The following is a 19,200-nucleotide window of genomic DNA, read 5'->3' as shown; positions in this document are numbered from 1 at the left end:
CTCGTGCGAGTTACGGTATCATGCTTAGGCTACGCGGGCGTGGCGGAACTGGTAGACGCGCTGGATTTAGGTTCCAGTGGGGGAAACTTCGTGCAGGTTCGATTCCTGTCGCCCGCACCACGAACAGGCGAGGCCGGGGCCCTTGTGGCCCCGGCCTCTTTTCGTGCGCTGCTGCGGTGGTAGCGCATAGGGCGTGCGCGCGGGGAGGCGGTGGACGCCCGCCTCCCCGCGCGCGGCACCCGCCATACGGGCGGGCGCCGCGCGCCGCGGTCGCGCTTACGCGGCCAGGCGGCTCGGATCCACGTAGTCCTCCACCACGGAGTCCAACAGGCTGTCGGAGTCGTACACGCGACCGTCGAGCTTCGTGTCCTTCTGGTCGAGCATCAGGTACTTGCCGTCGGACTGGTTGTCGCCTTGGTCCGTGTCGTCCCAGGTCACGTCCACGACCTTCCACGAGCCGTCGACGTTCACGAGGTTCCAGGCGTGGCCGTTGTTGTTGGAGCCCGGCTGCGGCGGCACGGTGCCTGTCACGTAGAGGCTCTTGATCCCTGCCTCGTCGGCGCAGGCCTTGAAGATCGCCGCGTAGCCCGAGCACACGACGCGGTCGTCGTCGAGGAGCTCGTAGGCGGCGTAGCCGCGGTGCTTCCAGACGTCCATCGGGTCGACGTCGGCCTTGTCGCCCTGGCCGGTGTTCAGGTAGTAGCTGTCCCAGTCGTAGGTGAGGCGGTTGGCGAGCGCCGCGTCGAGGGCCTTGACCTTATCGGCGTCGCTCATGCCGTCCTGCACGACGTCGGCCACGATCTGCTTGATTACCCTGTAGGTCTCCTCGCGCTTCTCGTTGAGCGCGGCTATGTCGTTGTCGTCGCCCTCGGCGTTCAAGCTGTTGATGTAGAGCGCCACCGTGACCTTGTCGCCCTCGGTGCGCTCGTTCACCTTCATACCGCCCGGCCACACCATCGTCATCGGGTTCTGGGCGCAGGCCTCTTCCACGACGTCGTAGATGCTCGGCGCGCCGATTTCGTTGGCATACTTCGTGATGTCGAGGTACATGTTGCCGGCCATGATGTTGCTCGCAACGAACTTGACGTAGTCCGAGCTGCCGGAAACCGGGTAGGGCACGTCGGCCATGTCGGTCGCGGGCTTCTGGGCGTTCTGGATGGACTCCCAGTCCACGTCGTCGGAGGAGCTCACGCGCTGCGGCGTGCCAACGGCGGGGTTGGTCTTGGCCATCGCCTGGAGCTGGTCGGTCGCCGCCTGGCTGATCTCGTCGGCACCGCCCGGCCAGTTCGTGCCGTCGAGGACGAACGTGCCGGAGAGCAGGGTGTTTCTCACCGTGTAGGGAATCTCGAGGCGCGTGTAGGAGCGCTTCGTCCACGTCGACGGGTCGCCCTCGTCCGAGCCCTCGGTCATCGTGCTCTGCGTGCTCGTCATCTTGGAGACGTCGATGTCGTTGACGATTGACGCCGCGGTGCCGTCGGCCATCGTCACGTAGGTGACGAGGCGATGTCCCAAGGCGGCCTTGGGGTCGTCAGGGGTCTGCTGCGCCCAGTCGCTGTTGACGTTGAAGGCCGTCTCCACGGGAATCTGCCCCAGCACATTGTTGATGCTCTGGAACTGGAATGGCGACTGCTGGTCGTCGGACTTGTCGCCCACCGCCACGACGGTGATGGAGGTCGCCTTGACCTTGTCCTTCGTCGGGGCGTAGGTGACCTCGAGGCCCTGCGCACCTTCCTTGGTCTGCTCCCGGTTGTAGTAGACCCGGTCCTCGTCGTCGCCGATCACGAGGTCCTCGAACTGGGAGTTCTGGTTGTAGCTCGAGGCGCCCGCGTCGCCCCACTTCTCGGCGTCGTCGGCCGCGCGCTGCCGCCTGCTCTCGGTCACCGGGTCGAAGTCGAGGGTGTTGATCGAGGTGTCGGAGGTCGTGGCGAGAAGCGACAGCGTGACCGACTCGGACGGGTCCTTGAGCGTCGGGTCGATGGTCTTCATGTAGACCTTGTACTCCTTGGCGCCGTCCACCTTGTCCCACGAGATGCCGAGGCCGCCGTCGTCCTGCACGGCGAACTGCACGTTCTGCGGGGCGGCGATCTGGTTGTCGGCGTCGGTGACGTCGTCCTTCACGGTGAAGTAGGTCACCTGGGGCTTGTCGAGGGGCTTGCCGTCGGAGCCGGTGTAGAGCACGAGGTAGTAGCCGCCGAAGCCGTACCAGCGACCCCAGGCGTCCTTGAGCGTGTCGGCGTGGAAGACGTCGTCGCCCTCGTAGTCGTAGCCCTTCGAGGTGTCCCAGCACACGACGTGGGCGGGCTCGACCTGGAGCCGGTTCGTCTCACCGTCGTTGGTCTGCGAGACGTCGACGGGGATCTCCTGGGTGAGCGCGCCGTCGACGAAAACGCGCGCCGCGCCGGTGGCGTCGGCGACCGAGTAGTCGCCGGTTGCCTCGTCGCCGATGTTCTCGAGGCCGAGGTCGACGCCGTCGTCGAGGTCGAAATCGAACTCGTGGTCAGCCTCGAGGTTGCGCTGCGGGGGCTGCAGGTCGTACTTGTCGGGGCTCAGGTTGTCGGAGTAGACGTCGGAGTTCATCGCCGCGACGTCTGCCGAGCCGTGCGGGGTGCGCAGGGGGCCGAAGGCGAAAAGGCCCACGCCCACGAAGACGAGGACAAGCACCGCCGCGAGGGCGATGGGCAGGGCGCGACCGGCCTTCTTCTTGAGCGTGGGCTTGCCGGGTGCGGGCGGCTGCGGGGCCGCTCCCTGCGGGGGTACGGGTGCCCCCGGCGGAGGCGCGGGCGCCCCCACCCCCTGCGGCGGAACCGGAGCCCCAGAACCATTGCCTGCCATACGCGTCTCCTCGCTCGTCAGGGACGTAGTCGCGACGCAGGCCGAAGGTGCAGCCGCGCGACACGTCCGTTACCCCTCGTCAAACTGCCTTTCGGTCTGAAAGCAAGCTTGAGGGATAGCATACGCCTCCCCCACCCCTCCGACCGTCACAAAGTGGGGCTACGGCGCCTGCGGCACGACTCCGGGCGACTGACCGACGAGCCGCGCCCGCACGCCGAGCCGGCCGAGCGCCTCCGCCACGGCGTCGGCGAGGTCGTCGATCGTGGCAAAGCGCTCCTGGAAGTCGAAGGTGATGACGGAGAAATGCTCGCCGAAGCGCTCGAAATGCAGGTAGAACAGGTCCGACAGGTCACCCCGCCCAAACGGCGAAAGGCCCCGGCGACCACCGACCTTGCCACGATGCCTGGCACCGCGTCAAACCCGATGAACGCCGGGGCCTCCCGGACGGTCACATGCCCCGCAAGGCTACACGATGCCCTGCGCCATCATGGCGTCGGCCACCTTGAGGAAGCCGGCGATGTTGGCACCCACCACGAGGTTGCCGGGGTGGCCGTACTTCTCGGCCGTGTCGGCGCAGTTGTGGTAGATGCCGCGCATGAGCTGCTCGAGCTTGCCGTCGACCTCCTCGAAGGTCCAGGACAGGTGCTCGGCGTTCTGACTCATCTCGAGGCCGGAGACCAGCACGCCGCCGGCGTTGGCCGCCTTGCCCGGGCAGAACGCAACGCCGTGCTCGATGAAGTAGTTCGTGGCCTCGGTGGTCGTGGGCATGTTCGCGCCCTCGCCGACGACCTTCACGCCGTTGGCGACGAGCTTCTCGGCATCCTCGAGAAGCAGGGTGTTCTCGCGTGCGCACGGGAGCGCGACGTCACAGGGCAGAGCCCACACGCCGCGACCGTCCTCGGCGTGCCAGGTGGCGCCCGGGCGCGCGTCGACGTACTGCGCGAGGCTCACGCCCTTGTCGTGGCCGGAGCGCTTGGCGTTGTAGATGTCCTCGAGCACCTTGTAGTCGATGCCCTCGGGGTCCTCGACCCAGCCCTTGGTGTCGGAGCAGGCGATGGTCTTGCCGCCGAGCTGCGCCACCTTCTGGATGGCGTAGATGGCCACGTTGCCCGAGCCGTGCACGACCACGGTCTTGCCCGCGAAGGAGTCGCCCTGGCTCTTGAGCAGCTCGTCCACGAAGTAAACGAGGCCGTAGCCCGTGGCCTCGGTGCGCGCGAGCGACCCGCCAAAGGAGAGGCCCTTGCCCGTGAGCACGCCGCTCCACTCGTTGCGCAGGCGCTTGTACTGGCCAAACAGGTAGCCGATCTCGCGGCCGCCAACGCCCAGGTCGCCGGCAGGGACGTCGGTATTGGGACCGATGTGGCGGGAGAGCTCGGTCATGAAGGACTGGCAGAAGGCCATGACCTCACGGTTCGACTTGCCCTTGGGGTCGAAGTCCGAGCCGCCCTTGCCGCCACCCATCGGCAGCGTGGTGAGCGAGTTCTTGAGAATCTGCTCGAACCCGAGGAACTTGAGCATGCCGAGCGTGACCGTGGGGTTGAAGCGCAGGCCGCCCTTGTAGGGGCCGAGGGCGCTGTTGAACTCGACACGGTAGCCGCGGTTCACCTGGACCTTGCCGGAGTCGTCAACCCAGGGGACACGGAACATGATGACGCGCTCGGGCTCGACGAGGCGCTCGAGCAGGGCGGCCTTCTCGTATTCAGGGTTGGAGTCCGCGGCGGGCGCGATGCTCTCGAGCACCTCGTCGGCGGCCTGGACGAACTCGGGCTGGTCGGCGTAGCGCTCGCGCAGCTCGGCCAGGACCCTCTGGGAATAGGACATATCCGTCTCCTCTCGGTTATTCTCACGCGGGACGAGCGGGCACCTCGGCGCCCAAAAAGCGGGCTAGACATGCTCGGCAAGACTGCTATTAGATAAGGTACAGCGAGGTGAGCCCGGGCCGGCGCTTACGAACGCCGACGTTTCACGCTTGTAACAAAGGTGCTACGAGAGCGCTTCGGAGTTGTTGCGTCGGGTTGACGATTCGCGGGGTGGCCCTGATGACGCCACCGCCGTCCGCCCAAGCGAACGTGCGCATAGCCGACTTTTTTGGCGAGCGACAAGCCAAAAAAGTCGGCTATGCGCACGTTCGTTGAACGAGCAGAGACGAGCGGCCCACCGGGGCCTCGGCATCGGTGGCCAGCCGTCCGCCCGTGGCGCTACAGCCGCCAGGTGGGGCAGATGACCTCCAGTGCGCGATGTACGCACTCGACCTCGAAGTGGGAGCCCGCCACGCGCTCGCCGTCGGCCTGGCACGGCGGCTCCCCCTCGAAGTCGACGACCAGCTTCCGCGCCGTGCGGAACCTGAGGTAGCGCGAGTGCGTGTGCGCCCCAAACCGGGCCTTCACGAACGTGAGGAGCGCCGTCGCGCGGGACGGGTCGCCCGCCGAGTGGCAGACGTCGAGGCGGCCGTCGCGCGGGTCGGCGTTGGGGCAGATGGGAAAGCCGCCGCCATAGGTGGGGCCCACCTGCACGGCGAACACGAGCGAGCGGCCTCGCACCTCCTCGTCGTCGAAGCGGGCGACGAAGGGCCAGGAGCGCAGCTCGTGGCGGATGACGTCGAAGCCGGATGCCATGAACAGGCGCGTCCCGTGGGCCCCTCCCCGCTGCCTGCGCTCCATCGTGTCGAGCGCGATTGCGGCGTCGACGCCAAACGAGAGCGTCTCGTCAAAGTAGGTCCCGTTGACGAGGCCGAGGTCGACGCGGCGGGCGACGCCGCCAAAGATCTGCCCGAGCGACTGGGCTGGCGAGTCGGCGGCCATGCCGAGCGTGCGCGCGTAGTCGTTGCCCGAGCCGAGCGGGATGATGCCGAGGCGCGGGCGGCGGCCCACGTCGATCTTCATGAGGCCGTTCACGACCTCGTGAATGACGCCGTCGCCGCCCAGGGCAAGCACGCTGTCGTAGCCGTTCGCAGCACGCGCGAGCTGCGTCGCGTTGCCGGGACCGGTGGTGAGGCGGACCGTGAACCCGTCGGTCGCGGAGTCATAGCGCTCGAGGGCGCCGCGCACGAAGTCGGCCCCCTCGGCACCGGCGCCGCTCTGCGCGACCGGGTTGGCGATGATGAGCGTGTGTCCGAGGTGAAACGCCATCGCAAGCCTCCTCAGTCGCGAGCAACAGGTTGCGCGGACGCGCGCGACCCGTCTTGGAGCGAAAAAAAACCGGGCAGGCAGCCGTGTGGCCACCTGCCCGGGCGCTCCCGAATGGAGCGGGTGACGGGAGTCGAACCCGCGTCATCAGCTTGGAAGGCTGAGGTTCTACCGTTGAACCACACCCGCATGTTGGTCGGGGCGACTGGATTCGAACCAGCGACCCTCTGCTCCCAAAGCAGATGCGCTACCAAACTGCGCCACGCCCCGGGACCGCCGGTTAAGTATAGGCGAGCGGTTTGGGTTCGGCAAATGACGAGGCCACGCTGCACGAGGTGCCCACGGGAACTGTTGGCCCGCGGGATGGCCCGGTACCAAGACCGAGACATCCCGATGCCCCTGACGCGTCGCCTGGCTCCCTGCTCCTTCGGTGAGCGTGCGCATAACCGACTTTTTTTGGCGAGCGACAAGCTAAAAAAGTCGGCTATGCGCACGCTCGCCGAGTGGGGCGGACCGCGACGCCGCCCCACTCGCACACGGCCACAAAAAAGGGCGCCCACGCACGTGGCGTGGGTGCCCAAAGCCAAAGCCCGCTATCGGCGACTCCCCTACTTCTGGGCAGCCTCGAGCGCGGCCTTGACCTCCTCCTTGGTCTTGAGCTGGAGGACCCTCTCGGCCAGCGCATCGGCCTCGGCCTTTGTCCACTGGGAGATGATCTTGCGCGTGCGCAGGATTGACGGCGCGCTCACGGAGAACTCACCCAGGCCGAAGGAGATGAGCAGCGGGATCAGCAGCGGGTCGGCCGCGGCCTCGCCGCACATGCCCACCATGATGCCCTTCTTGTTGCCCTCCTCAATGATGCGCTTGATGGAGCGCAGCACGCTGGGCTGGTACACGGTGTAGAGGTAGCGCACCGCGTCGTTGCCGCGGTCGGCGCACATCGTGTAGCCGATGAGGTCGTTGGTGCCGATGGAGAAGAAGTCGCACTCGTCGGCAAGCAGGTCGGCGATGAGCGACGCGGACGGCGTCTCCATCATGGTGCCGACCTCGATGTCCTTGTTGTACTCGACACCCTCGGCGTCAAGCTCGGCCTTGCAGGACTCGACGAGCTTCTTGGCGTCGCGCACCTCGTCCAGGTCGGTCACGAGCGGCAGCATGATCTTGATGTCGCCAAAGGCGCTCGCGCGCAGCAGGGCGCGGATCTGCACCTTGTACTGGTCGGGGTTGGCCAGGCAGTAGCGGATGGCACGGTAGCCCATGAACGGGTTGTCGTCGTGCGTGAGGTGCAGGTACGGGATCTCCTTGTCGCCGCCCACGTCGAGCGTGCGGATGATGACCGGCTTGCCCTTCATGCGCAGGGCTACCTTCTGGTAGGCCGAGAACTGCTCGTCCTCGGTCGGGAGCTCCTTGGCGTCCATGAACAGGAACTCGGAGCGGAACAGGCCCACGCCCTCGGCGTCGCGCTCGGCGGCCACGTTGGCGTCATCGGGGTTGCCGATGTTGGCGACGAGCAGCTTCTCGATGCCGTCGGCGGTCTTCGTGGGAACGCCGCGGTAGGCCTCGAGGGCGGCCTTCTCGGCAGCGGCCTTCTCGGCGAGCGTGCGGAACTCGGCCAGCTCGTCCTGGGTCGGCGAGATGGCGACCTCGCCGATGGTGCCGTCGACCACGCAGGTGTCGCCGTTCTTGATGAGCGAGCAGGCGTTCTCGAGCGAGAGCACCGCCGGAATCTCGAGGGCGCGCGCGATGATGGCGGAGTGCGACGTGCGGCCGCCCACCTCGGTGACGACGCCCACGACGTTCTCCTTGTCGATGGTAGCGGTCATCGACGGGGTGAGGTCATGCACGACGACGATGGAGTCCTTGGGCAGGACGGAGAGGTCGACGAGCTCCTTGCCCAGGAGCTGGGCGAGGATGCCGGTGCGGATGTCCTGGACGTCGGCGCAGCGCTCGCGGATGAGCTGCTCGTCGGAGGCGTCGAACATCGCGTAGAACATGTCGCAGACCTCGTCGATGGCCTGCTCGGCGCACTTGCCCTCGACGATGCGGTTGTTGACCTCGTCGATCATGAAGGGGTCGTTGGCCATGGTGATGTGGCCCACCATGATCTCGGCCTCCTTCTCGCCCACCGTGACCTTCATGCGGTCGGCCTGCTTCTGCGTCTTCTCGCAGAAGGCGTCGAGGGCGGCCTTGTAGCGCGCCTTCTCCTCCTCGTCGGTGTCCTGGTGCGTGGCGGGCACGTAGGACAGGTCGGGCTCGACGGCCACGCAGGCGACGCCGATGCCGATGCCATCAGATGCGTTGACACCCTTGTACATGCGATTCCCCCTGATCGGTTGAGCTTCGGGACAGGGCCCCCGGCCTCCTTGGGCGCGCGACCGCGCCCAAGGAGCCAGGAGTCGATGCGATACACTGGCTTATCGGCCCGGGCAGGAGGCTCAGAACGTAGCGAGGGGGCATGCGCCAGAAGCGCCGCCCCCTCGAAGCCACACTCTGAGATCTGGACCCAGGGCCCGGAGACGAAGGCTACTCGCCGATGCCGCTCTTCACGAGCTCGACGGCAGCGGCCAGGGCGTCGGCCTCGTCGGCGCCATCGCACTTGATCTCGATCTCGGTGCCGCAGGACAGACCGGCAGCCATGAGGGCCATCGGCGACTTACCGTTGGTCTCCTTGCCGTTGGCGACAACCGTCACGGTGCTGGCGAACTTGCCCATGGCGGACGCAAACGTGCCGGCCGGACGCATGTGCAGACCCTGCGGGTTGATGAGCGTGACCTTCTCGGAAACCATGTTGTACTCCTTGTTCTCTTGGGCCCTCGCGAGCCCTTTCCCCAGACTACGGGGGCATCCCGATCCGTCGTGCATGGCTTTGCGGGTGCCGCCGTCCCTCGCCGAAACGAACGACCCCAGCCACATGCGGCGGGCCTGGAAGCTACCCTCAGTACCCGTTTGAAGTCTAGCAGACAAACGAGCGTTACCATGCGCTTATGTACCCGAAACCTATCGCTCTTCCGACGTTTGCGGCATACGGCGGCTCTTCTTACGTAAATGGAACGGCACCCGGCCTCAGGGGAGGTCAGGTGCCGTTTACCGGAGAATACCTACCACTTGCCAAACCGCTCACCGGTCGGCAGGCTGCTACTTGACAGGGGCGTCCTTCTCGGACTTGGCCTCGGGAGCCTTCTTCGCCTTGGGCTCGGTGGCCTTCTTCTCGGCGTCCTCGGCCATGATCTTCTGGAGCGCCGCGTAGAACTTGTCGATGGTGGCGCGGTGCGCGAGGCCCTTGCTCGCGGCCGTGGAAGAGCCGCAGGCGGACGCGAAGTTGAGCGCGTCCTGGTAGGAGAAGCCGCGGTCGAGGCTCGCGAGGAAGCCCGCGACCATCGAGTCGCCGGCGCCGGTGGCGTTCACGAGGCGGCAGGGCGGGCACTTGGTGGTGTACTCGCTGCCGTCGGCCGCGATGAGGGCCGAGCCCTCGCCGCCGCAGGAGACCACGACGTTCTGGGCGCCGCGCTCGTGCAGGATGCGGGCGTAGGGCAGGCTCTCCTCCGGTGTCTCCGGGTTGACGTCGAAGAGCTTACCGAGCTCGTGGTTGTTGGGCTTGATCATGAACGGCTGGGAGGCGAGCGACTGGAGGAGCAGCGTGCCCGGGGCGTCGACCACGAAGCGGATGCCGCGGCCGGCGAGACGCGTCATGATGATCTCGTACATGTCGTCGGGCAGACACTTGGGGATGGAGCCCGTGAGCACCAGCGTGTCGCCAGCCTTGATGCGGTCGAGGCGGCCGAAGAGCTCGTCGACCTTGTCGTTGGGGATCTTGGGGCCCATGCCGTTGATGATGGTCATCACGATGCCGTTGAGCTTGACGTTGATGCGCGTGAAGCCCTTGTCCAGGCGCACGAAGTTGCAGGTGACGCCCGCCTGCTGGAGCGTGTCGAGGATGTAGTCGCCCGTGAAGCCCGCGATGATGCCCAGGCAGATGGTGTCGACGTTGAGCTCGTTTAGGATGCTGGAGACGTTGATGCCGTTTCCGCCGCAGCGCACCTCCTCGCTGGACGAGCGGTTGGTGAAGCCCATGTCGAGCGTCAGCGGGTGCATGACGTAGTCGACGGCGGGATTGAAGGTAACGGTGTAAATCAACGGAGTCGCCCCTTCCACTCAATTTCTACCAGATTCCAGTATGACACAGACGGCCCCTGGCCGCACGGGCCTGGGACCGTCTGTGGCAAAGAGTCTGTAAGGAAAGTGCAGGTTGTCATGCCAGTCGTGGTCATTTGGGCACTCGTGGGCCACGCGCGGGGGCGAGAGATGCCGCCCGGCGCGCATGGTCGAGGACGTCGCGAGGGGGCGCGGATGGGCTCGCCATCCCGCGGCATCCGAACGAGAAGGGCCGACCGAAGGACCTACTTCTCGAGGCCCTCCTCGACCGCCTTTACGATCTCCGTGGCGTCGGTGCTCGTCTTGACCACGTGGCAGAAGTCGTCGTGCATGAGCATGACGGCGATCTTGGAGAGGATGCGCAGCTGCTCGGTGCCCACCTCGCCGGCCGGGATGAACAGGCAGATGGCAGCCGTGACGGGGGTCTTGTCCATGGTCTGCCAGTCGACCGCGTCGGCGAAGCGCATGACGATGATGAAGGGCTCGGAGACCGACTCGCTCTTGCAGTGAGGAATGGCAAATCCGCTCATCATGCCCGTGGAGCCCTCGGCCTCGCGAGCCTTGAGACCGTCGAGGAGGGACTGGGCGTCGGAGCTCGCGCCGAGCTCGACCGCCTTGTTGGCGGCAAACTCGAGGGCCTCGTCGCACGTGGCGGCAGAGCAGTCAAGGAAGACGTGGGACGCATCAAGGATTGCCATTGGGGAGTTCCTCTCTCTCGACCTGCCGGCAAGCGGCCCGGCCCCGGTCCGCCGGAAGCGACGTGACCGCATACGTATGACGCAGGTATTTTACTCGCGCGCGAGCCACGTCGCAAACCCAGCCGAGGGCCAGGTTCTTGCGGGTACGACCGCGCCGCATGCGTTTGGGCCGGTACTTGCGCTAGAATGCCACGTACGCCGTCCGAGAGGGGCGGCAACGCACTTGCGCCCTTAGCTCAGCTGGATAGAGCAGTGGACTTCTAATCCGAAGGTCGAGCGTTCGAATCGCTCAGGGCGCACCAGCGAATTCGCAGGTCGGGGGTCATGTGCTCCCGGCCTTTTCTTTTGTAAAGGACCACGCAAGGGTTGAGGCGGATTCGCCTCAAGGCACTCGAGATACGCCGATTCTACGATTGATGGTCACGAGGGGCGATTTACCGTGCCTCTCATCCTCAAACTCGGGCCCATCACCCGTCCCCCTCAGGCCTCGGGCACCGAAAGGCACGTTCGGCGACCCTCTCAGGGCCAAATGGCCAGCCTCCGGGGACCTGGGGCCCCGCGACCGAGGCGTGCCGGGCAGGGTAAGTCGCCTCTCGTGACCACTCAGGCGAAAACCGAGCAATCAAGGAGCCCCACAACCGGTGCTTGCCATCCGAGCCCGTTCTTGCGTGGCGCACAAAAAAAGACCGGGAAGCGAACCTCCCGGCCTTGAACTGTCTGGTGCATCGTCAGGGATTCGAACCCTGGACCTTGGGATTAAGAGTCCCCTGCTCTACCAGCTGAGCTAACGATGCTTATGTCTGCCCGCACGAGGCGAGCGGGTGAATCGATGGTGCATCGTCAGGGATTCGAACCCTGGACCTTGGGATTAAGAGTCCCCTGCTCTACCAGCTGAGCTAACGATGCGTCTCTCCAAGAAGATGGGGTGGGTGAAGGGGCTCGAACCCTCGACCTACGGAGCCACGGTCCGTCGCTCTGCCAACTGAGCTACACCCACCATCTGCTACTCCTTGAAGCAGCTCGTCTATTATGCACAGCCCACCAGAGGAACGCAAGCACTAATTTCGACAATTTTCGGGGTGCCGCGGAGGCAGGGCGGACGGTGCCGCAAAGGCGGGGTCCGCCCCCTACTTCAGCAGCAGCTCGGCGATCTGCACGGCGTTGGTCGCGGCACCCTTGCGAATCTGGTCGCCACAGCACCAGAACGTGATGCCGCGCCCCACATCGGGGTTGGAGATGTCGCGGCGGATGCGGCCCACCCAGATGAGGTCCTGGTCGCTCGTGTAGAGCGGCATCGGGAAGCGGTCGCGGGCGGCCTCGGCGTCCAGGTCGTCGACGAGCTTGACGCCCGGCGCGTCCGCCAGCGCCGCGCGCGCGTCCTCGAGCGGCACCGGGCGCTCGAACTCGAGCGTAATCGACTCGGAGTGCGAGCGCATGACCGGCACGCGCACGCAGGTGCAGTTCACGCGCAGCTCGGGGAGATGCATGATCTTGCGACCCTCGTTCTGCATCTTCATCTCCTCCGAGGTGTAGCCCTCGAACTTCTCGCCGCCGATCTGCGGGATGAGGTTACTCGCGAGCTGGTCGGCGAACGCCTTCGGCTCGGGGCTGGGCTTGCCCGTCCCCAGCGCCTCGATCTCGCTCTCGAGCTCGTTCATGCCCGGCACGCCCGCGCCGCTCGCCGCCTGGTACGTGGAGACCACCATGCGCGTGACGCCGCCCAGCTTATGGAGCGGCCAGGTGGGCACGAGGCCGATGATCGTGGCGCAGTTGGGGTTGGCGATGAGGCCCTTGTTCCAAGCCACGTCCTCGGCGTTGATCTCGGGCACCACGAGCGGCACCTCAGGGTCGAGGCGGAAGGCGTGCGAGTTGTCGACCACCGTGGCCCCGCGCCTCACGGCCTCGGGCAGAAGCTCCTTGGCCTGCTCGTCGCCGGCGGCGCCCAGCACGATATCCATGCCCTCGAAGGCCTCGGGGCGCGCCTCCTGGACGGTGACCTCGCGGCCGTTCCACTCGATCCTCTTGCCAGCGGAACGGGCGCTCGCGAGCAGGCGCAGCTCGCCCACCGGGAAGTCGCGCTCGGCCAGGCAGGTGAGCATCTGCGTGCCCACCGCACCCGTGGCTCCCAGGATCGCGACGTTCTTCGTGTCGGACATGGTGTCTCCCCTCTTGGCCCCGGGCTTCGGGGCCATGTCTTTGTCAGGTGGGCGCGCGGGCGGGCCGCTTCCGGCCCCGTCGCCGGCACCCCTAACGCAGCGCGCCCGCGTCCCGGAAGGCGCAGGCGCACACGTGAAGGCTACTCGGTCTCGTCGAGGAAGGCGTCGTAAACGACGCGGATCGTCTTCTCGAAGTCCTCGTTGTTCACGCCGAAGATGATGTTGATCTCCTGCGAGCTCTGCGTGATGAGGCGGATGTTGATGCCCGCCTTGCCCAGCTCGTAGAAGAGACGGCCCGACGTGCCCGGGCGGTTGGACATGCCGCGGCCCACCACGCTGATGAGCGCCAGCTTGTCTATGACCTTGACCTCGTCGGGCTCGAGCTCGCGCTGGATGTCGGCGACGATGGCGTAGATCTTGTCCTTGACGTCGGCGCCGTTCACCACCACGCCGAACGAGTCGATGCCCGTGGGCACGTGCTCCACCGAGACGCCGTAGCGCTCGAAGATGGTGAGCGCGCGCGACAGGAAGCCCACCGAGTTGGACATCTTAGTCTTGGAGACGTGCACCGTGAGGAAGTCCTTCTTGCCGGCGATGCCGGTGATGACGGGGTCGCCCTCGTGCGGCTCGACGCGCTCCCGGATGATGGTGCCCGGCTCGTCGGGGTGGTTGGTGTTGAGGATGGCGATGGGGATGTTGGCCTCGCGGACCGGGAAGATGGCCTCCTCGTGCAGGACGCTCGCGCCCATGTAGGAGAGCTCGTGCATCTCGTCGAACGTGATGCGGCGGATGGCGCGCGGGCGCGGCACGATGCGCGGGTCGGCCGTGAGGAAGCCGGACACGTCGGTCCAGTTCTCGTAGAGGTCGGCGTTGAGCGCACGGGCCACGATGGCGCCCGTAATGTCGCCGCCGCCGCGGCTGAAGAGCCTCACGTCGCCCTCGGAGGTGGCGCCGTAGAAGCCCGGCAGCACGAAGCCGCCCTCGCGCACCACGAGGTCGTGGATGCGGTCGCAGGTGCGCTCCATGTCGAGTGTTCCGTCATGGTGGAAGCGCACGTAGTCGGCCGCGTCGGCAAACGGAAGGCCCAGGTACTCGCTCATGAGCTGGGCGGTGAAGTACTCGCCGCGGCTCACGATGTACTCGGTAGAGTAGCCCTTGATCCCGGCCGCGAACTCGTCGAACTTCTGGGCCATGGGATGGGTGAGGCCGAGCTCGGACTGGATGCTCACGAAGCGCTGCTTGATGTCCTCGAGAAGGGCCGTGCAGTCGACGTGGTAGGTGCGGTGCGCGTCGACGAGGTAGAGCAGGTCGGTGATCTTGTTGTCCCCGGAGTTGCGCTTGCCGGCGGCCGAGACCACCACGAAGCGACGCGCGTCGTCGGCCTCGATGATGCGCTTGACCTTCTTGAACTGGCCGGCGTCGGCGACGCTCGAGCCGCCGAACTTGGTGATCTTGATCATGGGTCTCCTTGCTAGTTGGCAACCGTGTTACGCGCGGCCGCCCCGGCGGCTCCTCACGCTATGATGTCACACGCGGGGCGTCCCCGGGAACCTGCGGAGACGCGCGCAATGAGACAGCTCACGACGCGAGGAGAAGAGCAGTGAGTACGTTCTACCACAGCACGCGCTCCCGAAACGAATCCGTAACAAGCAAACAGGCAATTCTCGAGGGCATCGCCGCCGATGGCGGCCTGTTCGTGCGAGACGACATCGCCTCGGGGGCACCGGCGCTCGACGAGCTGCTGTCCGGCACCTACCAGGACCGCGCCCGCCTCGTGCTGGGGCACCTGCTCGACGACTTCTCGGCCGACGAGATCGCCGGGTGCGTGAGCGCCGCCTATGGCGAGAACTTCGACTCCCCCGCCGTGACGCCCGCCGTGCGCTGCGGCGACGAGTGGGTGCTCGAGCTCTGGCACGGCCCCACGAGCGCCTTCAAGGACGTGGCCCTGCAGATGCTGCCGCAGCTCATGCGCGTGGCCCGCGAGGGCGACGGCCGCCGCGTCATGATCGTGACCGCCACGAGCGGCGACACCGGCAAGGCCGCGCTCGAGGGCTTCGCCGACGTGGCCGGCACCGGCGTCACCGTCTTCTACCCCGACGGCAAGGTCTCCGACGTCCAGCACCTCCAGATGGCCACCCAGCGCGGCGCCAACGTGGCCGTGTGCGCCATCCGCGGCAACTTCGACGACGCCCAGACCGAGGTCAAGCGCATCTTCGCCGACGGCGCGCTGCGCGAGCGCCTCGCGCGCGAGAACGTGGTGCTGTCGAGCGCCAACTCCATCAACGTGGGCCGCCTCGTGCCGCAGGTCACCTACTACTTCGACGCCTACGCGCAGCTCGCGGCCGCGGGCGCCCTCACGCCCGGCGACCCGATCGACTTCTGCGTGCCCACGGGCAACTTCGGCGACGTGCTGGCCGGCTACTACGCCAAGCTCATGGGCCTGCCCGTGCGCACGCTCGTGGTGGCCTCCAACGCAAACGACGTGCTCACCGGCTTCATCACCACGGGCACCTACGACCGCCGCCGCCCCTTCCACAAGACCATCTCGCCCTCGATGGACATCCTCGTGAGCTCCAACCTCGAGCGCCTGCTCTTCTACCTGTCGGGCGAGGACACCGAGCTCGTCGCCTCGCTCATGGCCCAGCTGGCCGAGGAGGGCCACTACACGGTGCCGGCCGGGCTGCTCGACCGCCTGCACGAGACGTTTGCCTGCGGCCGTGCCGACGACGACGCCACTCGCGAGACCATCCGCGCCACGTGGGAGGGCGAGCGCTACCTCATCGACCCGCACACGGCGGTGGCCAAGCACGTGCTCGACGCGCGGCCGGCCGACGGCGTGGCGCGCGTGTGCCTCTCCACGGCGAGCCCCTTCAAGTTCTCGGCCGACGTGCTCGCCGCGCTTGGGCACGATGTGGCCGGCCTCGACGGCTTCGCCTGCATGGACCGGCTCTCCGAGCTTACGGGCACCACGGCCCCGGCCACGCTCTCGGCGCTGCGCTCGGCGCCGGTGCGCTTCTCGGACGTGGTGGGCGTGGCCGACATGAACGGCTACGTCGAGCGCACGGCCAAGGGGCTGCTCGCATGATCCGCGTCACCGTTCCCGCCACGAGCGCTAACCTCGGCATCGGCTACGACACGCTCGGTATGGCCGTGTCGCTCTACTCGCACTTCACCTTCGAGCGCTCGGACGCGCTCGAGATCTCGGGCTGTCCCGAGGAGTTCCAGAACGAGGACAACCTCGTGTACGTGTCGTTCGTCGACGCGCTGCGCGAGTGGGGCGAGGAGGCCTTCCCGGTCTCCATCGGCATCGACACCGAGGTGCCCGTCGCACGCGGGCTTGGCTCGAGCTCGACGTGCGTGGTAGCCGGCATCATGGCCGCCGCCGCACTCACGGGCCACACCGTGACGCGCGAGGAGCTCGTGGCCATCGCGACCGGCGTGGAAGGTCACCCCGACAACGTGGCGCCCGCGATCCTGGGCGGCGCGGTGTGCTCGTTCACGCCAACGGGCGAGCTGCCGAGGTGCCTGCGCTACGAGGTGAGCGGCAGGCTGCGCTTCCTCACCGTCATCCCGCCCTACGAGGTGCGCACCTCCGAGGCGCGCAAGGTGGTGCCCTCCGAGGTACCGCTCTCGACCGCCGTGTGGCAGATGGGCCGCATCGCAGGACTCACGCGCGGGCTCGAGACGGGCGACACCTCGCTCATCGCCGACGCCAACGACGACCGGCTGCAGGAGCCCTACCGCCGCGCGCTCATCCCCGACTACGACGACATCCGCGAGACGTGCCTCACGGGCGGGGCCAAGACGCTTTGGATCTCGGGATCGGGGTCGACGCTCATGGCCGTCACGGATGACACCATCGTGGCAAAGTTATTGCAGGTGCGCCTTCGCGAGCAGTTCCCCGCGTGCGACACGCACATCCTCACCTGCGACACCGAGGGCGCGCAGATCGAGTACCTGTAGGCGCGGGGCGGGCGCGGGCGCGGGGCGTCGCTCTCCCCCTACGCCTGCGCCACGAGGTGACGGCCGGAGAGGCGCGACGTGGGCTCCTCGTCCGTGCCGCCGTCGATGACCTTGAGGTGCTCGCGGAAGCTGCGACGCGCGAGGCGGTGCGCCGAGCGGCTCTTGGCGAACTCCTGGCGGATGAGCAGGTTGACGTAGCTGTCCGCGTCGGTGACCTCAGGGTGGCCCGCTTGGGGCCGGAAGGTCATGAACTTGGTGCTGCGCTCGAGACCGTCCGGCTCGTCGAGCGTGGCCCCGTCGCCCAGGTCGTCCGAGAAGACCGGCTCCGGGTCGGGGTCGGGGCCCATGCCAATCTGCTCCTGGTAGCGCTCGTCGAGCGCCTCGAGCGCGACGGCCCAGAGGTCCTGGTGCTCCTCGTCCCAGCGCTGGCACGCCGCGGACGCGGCGCTTGCGGTGACGTTGGCGGGGGCCGATGCCCCGGGTGCCGCGTCGAGGGCCGGGCTCGCGATGCGGGCGGAGATGATGTCGCGGGAGGGCATGACGCGCGTGGCCTGCGAGGCCACGGCGGGCGTGGGGCCGGCAGCGGCTGGGGCAGCGGATGCATACGTGCGCTCCTGCGGCTCGACCCATGCGGGCGCGACGGACTGCGCGGCCAACGCGGGACTGCTCGGCACGGGCGCGGGCGTCGGAGCCTCGGGGCGGGGCCCACTCGCGACGCCTTCGTGCGCTGCGACCGCCTCGTCCCACCAGGGCTCTCCCACGTCCCCCACCGACCCGTCGGCACGCTCGATCACGGGGATGCCGCTCATGCGCGACGCGTTCAGGCGCTCCGAGAGCACCTCGGCCACGCCCTTGGCGCGCGAGCTCATGCGCTCGGCCACGGTGCGGCTGTGCACGTAGGCCTCCGCCACGTCGGCGTAGTCGTCGGACGACAGCACCTGGCCAGTAGGGTTCTTCTGGTGCACGGAGACCGCCTGGTGCACGCCTGCCGTCTGCTGCGCAAGGGCCGCCTGGTGCGCGCCCGAGGTCTGGGGCGCATGTGCCGCATGCGCCGCGCAAGGGGCATGGGGTGCCTCGTCTACCTGGGACTCACTGGCATTCACGCACGCATCGGCAGACCAGTCAGCCTGCACGGGCGCCGCCTCGGCCGTGTGCCACGCAGGCACGCGCTCCTCCGCCACCTCGCGCGCCACGCGCGACGCCACCCTGTGCGTGAGGGCAAGCGAGGTGCCGCTCGCCACGAGCGCACCCACCGCGCAGCCGGCCATGAACGCCACGCCCGGGTTCTCCACGGGAAGGTCTTGGCCAAGCACGGTCAGCGCCTGTGCGCATGCGGGGGTACCCCATGCAAGGGCTCCGGCAACTCCGGCATATACGGCAGGGTTGAGATGCCCGCTCGTCATGTCCTAACGCCTCCCACGGAAGGCGACGGATGCAGATCACGTGCGCGACGACGGGCCGCCACAAGGGCACGCCAATCGGACAACGGCGGTGTGTGGTTAGTCTGCGTTTACCGTCGCTCGGGCTGTACTGGGATATGCCGACCCGCGCCAATCGGCGAGGCTCGGTCGTTCAATGACTATACAGCCTGCGGGGATGGAACGCAAAGCATATGGCACCCCGGGGCGTAAGGATTTGTGCACCCCGGCTGCTAGATTTCCGCTACGGAAGCCACCTTCGTCTCAGGACGCCCGCTTCCACAGCCCAGCCCGAAGAGCCCCAAGACGCCGCTTCCCCACCCCAGCCCCAAGACGCACGCCCTACCCCACCCTCCCCTCCGTGAACGTAGCAGTTTCCGACACAGCGGTCCATAAAACCGCAAATGGCAGAAAGCTACCTGTCCGTAAACGCAACGGTCAGCAGCTCTCAATCTGCGAGCGTAGCAGTTTCGGACAAGCGACCCGACAAAACCCCAGTTGGCAAAAGGCCGCATGTCTGAAACTGCTCCAGTCGCGATATCCCAAACCGCGAATGTAGCAGTTTCGGACAGACCCTCTGACAAAGCCGCAGTTGGCAGAAAGCTACCTGTCCGAAAACGCTCCAGTCGTGGGAAATGGGCGAAGCGGAATAAAGAGGCTCTTCGACACTTATGGTGGCTGGCACACCCCGGGCCTGATTGGGCCGAGTCCCGCGAGCGGTACGATATCGGCACGCGGGTCCGCCCGACGGGAGGTGCCGACACGGACGCTCAGGCGGGGATGCCGGCCGGGCCCTTCGAGGGGTCGATGGGCCTCGGCGACGCCTGGGGGGTCGCCGACGTCTGGCTCGAGCCGC

12 protein-coding genes and 7 tRNA genes are annotated in these 19,200 nt (G+C 67.1%); 4 read left to right on the top strand and 15 right to left on the bottom strand.

Annotated features, from left to right (window positions below; translation table 11 throughout):
* Positions 1-33 precede the first annotated feature (33 nt).
* A tRNA-Leu gene (locus EFAMC1_RS08130) sits at positions 34-120 on the top strand.
* Positions 121-276: 156 nt separating this feature from the next.
* Here EFAMC1_RS08130 and EFAMC1_RS08125 read toward each other — a convergent pair.
* From EFAMC1_RS08125 to EFAMC1_RS08085, 9 genes are all read right to left on the bottom strand, one after another.
* A complete protein-coding gene (locus EFAMC1_RS08125) occupies positions 277-2,832 on the bottom strand; it encodes a transglutaminase domain-containing protein (protein ID WP_187324611.1) in 2,556 nt (851 codons plus the stop codon).
* A 465-nt stretch (positions 2,833-3,297) separates the two neighbouring features.
* A complete protein-coding gene (gene gdhA / locus EFAMC1_RS08120; protein ID WP_154053790.1) occupies positions 3,298-4,653 on the bottom strand; it encodes an NADP-specific glutamate dehydrogenase in 1,356 nt (451 codons plus the stop codon).
* A gap of 377 nt (positions 4,654-5,030) precedes the next feature.
* On the bottom strand, positions 5,031-5,960 hold the full coding sequence (locus EFAMC1_RS08115) for a diacylglycerol/lipid kinase family protein (protein ID WP_154053789.1): 930 nt from the start codon (positions 5,958-5,960) through the stop codon (positions 5,031-5,033).
* A gap of 112 nt (positions 5,961-6,072) precedes the next feature.
* Positions 6,073-6,146, bottom strand: a tRNA-Gly gene (locus EFAMC1_RS08110).
* Between the two features lie 4 nt (positions 6,147-6,150).
* A tRNA-Pro gene (locus EFAMC1_RS08105) sits at positions 6,151-6,227 on the bottom strand.
* Between the two features lie 338 nt (positions 6,228-6,565).
* Complete coding sequence (gene ptsP, locus EFAMC1_RS08100) at positions 6,566-8,272, bottom strand: phosphoenolpyruvate--protein phosphotransferase (RefSeq protein ID WP_154053788.1); 1,707 nt, start codon at positions 8,270-8,272, stop codon at positions 6,566-6,568.
* Positions 8,273-8,480: 208 nt separating this feature from the next.
* On the bottom strand, positions 8,481-8,744 hold the full coding sequence (locus EFAMC1_RS08095; RefSeq protein ID WP_154053787.1) for an HPr family phosphocarrier protein: 264 nt from the start codon (positions 8,742-8,744) through the stop codon (positions 8,481-8,483).
* A 348-nt stretch (positions 8,745-9,092) separates the two neighbouring features.
* A complete protein-coding gene (locus tag EFAMC1_RS08090; RefSeq protein WP_154053786.1) occupies positions 9,093-10,091 on the bottom strand; it encodes a 1-phosphofructokinase family hexose kinase in 999 nt (332 codons plus the stop codon).
* Positions 10,092-10,354: 263 nt separating this feature from the next.
* Positions 10,355-10,807: a PTS sugar transporter subunit IIA gene (locus EFAMC1_RS08085; protein ID WP_154053785.1), complete on the bottom strand. Its 453-nt coding sequence runs from the start codon at positions 10,805-10,807 to the stop codon at positions 10,355-10,357.
* Positions 10,808-11,032: 225 nt separating this feature from the next.
* Here EFAMC1_RS08085 and EFAMC1_RS08080 point away from each other — a divergent pair.
* Positions 11,033-11,109: transfer RNA gene (locus EFAMC1_RS08080), tRNA-Arg, on the top strand.
* 416 nt (positions 11,110-11,525) lie between these two features.
* On the opposite strand, the gene EFAMC1_RS08075 is transcribed toward EFAMC1_RS08080, so the two are convergent.
* From EFAMC1_RS08075 to EFAMC1_RS08055, 5 genes are all read right to left on the bottom strand, one after another.
* Positions 11,526-11,601, bottom strand: a tRNA-Lys gene (locus EFAMC1_RS08075).
* Between the two features lie 36 nt (positions 11,602-11,637).
* A tRNA-Lys gene (locus tag EFAMC1_RS08070) sits at positions 11,638-11,713 on the bottom strand.
* A gap of 15 nt (positions 11,714-11,728) precedes the next feature.
* Positions 11,729-11,804 (bottom strand) — tRNA-His (locus EFAMC1_RS08065).
* 130 nt (positions 11,805-11,934) lie between these two features.
* Complete coding sequence (locus EFAMC1_RS08060) at positions 11,935-12,963, bottom strand: aspartate-semialdehyde dehydrogenase (RefSeq protein WP_154053784.1); 1,029 nt, start codon at positions 12,961-12,963, stop codon at positions 11,935-11,937.
* A 140-nt stretch (positions 12,964-13,103) separates the two neighbouring features.
* Positions 13,104-14,423, bottom strand: a complete 1,320-nt coding sequence (locus EFAMC1_RS08055; protein WP_154053783.1) for an aspartate kinase — start codon at positions 14,421-14,423, stop codon at positions 13,104-13,106.
* Between the two features lie 140 nt (positions 14,424-14,563).
* On the opposite strand from EFAMC1_RS08055, the gene thrC reads away from it, so the two are divergent.
* Together thrC and thrB are read left to right on the top strand one after the other, a co-directional pair.
* Positions 14,564-16,048, top strand: coding sequence for a threonine synthase (gene thrC, locus EFAMC1_RS08050; RefSeq protein ID WP_154053782.1), 1,485 nt, complete (start codon positions 14,564-14,566; stop codon positions 16,046-16,048).
* Positions 16,045-16,926 carry a homoserine kinase gene (thrB, locus tag EFAMC1_RS08045; protein WP_154053781.1) on the top strand — a complete coding sequence of 294 codons (882 nt, stop codon included), beginning with the start codon at positions 16,045-16,047 and terminating at the stop codon, positions 16,924-16,926. Before thrC ends, thrB begins: the two co-directional genes overlap by 4 nt.
* Positions 16,927-16,964: 38 nt before the next feature.
* Here thrB and EFAMC1_RS08040 read toward each other — a convergent pair whose 3' ends face one another.
* A complete protein-coding gene (locus EFAMC1_RS08040; protein WP_154053780.1) occupies positions 16,965-18,239 on the bottom strand; it encodes a hypothetical protein in 1,275 nt (424 codons plus the stop codon).
* Between the last annotated feature and the right edge of the window lie 961 nt (positions 18,240-19,200).

It is taken from the genome of Olsenella uli (assembly GCF_901212675.1).
Lineage (GTDB): Bacteria > Actinomycetota > Coriobacteriia > Coriobacteriales > Atopobiaceae > Parolsenella > Parolsenella uli_B.
Note: the sequence above shows the minus strand (reverse complement) of the source record. Positions and strands in the feature narration are given on the sequence as shown.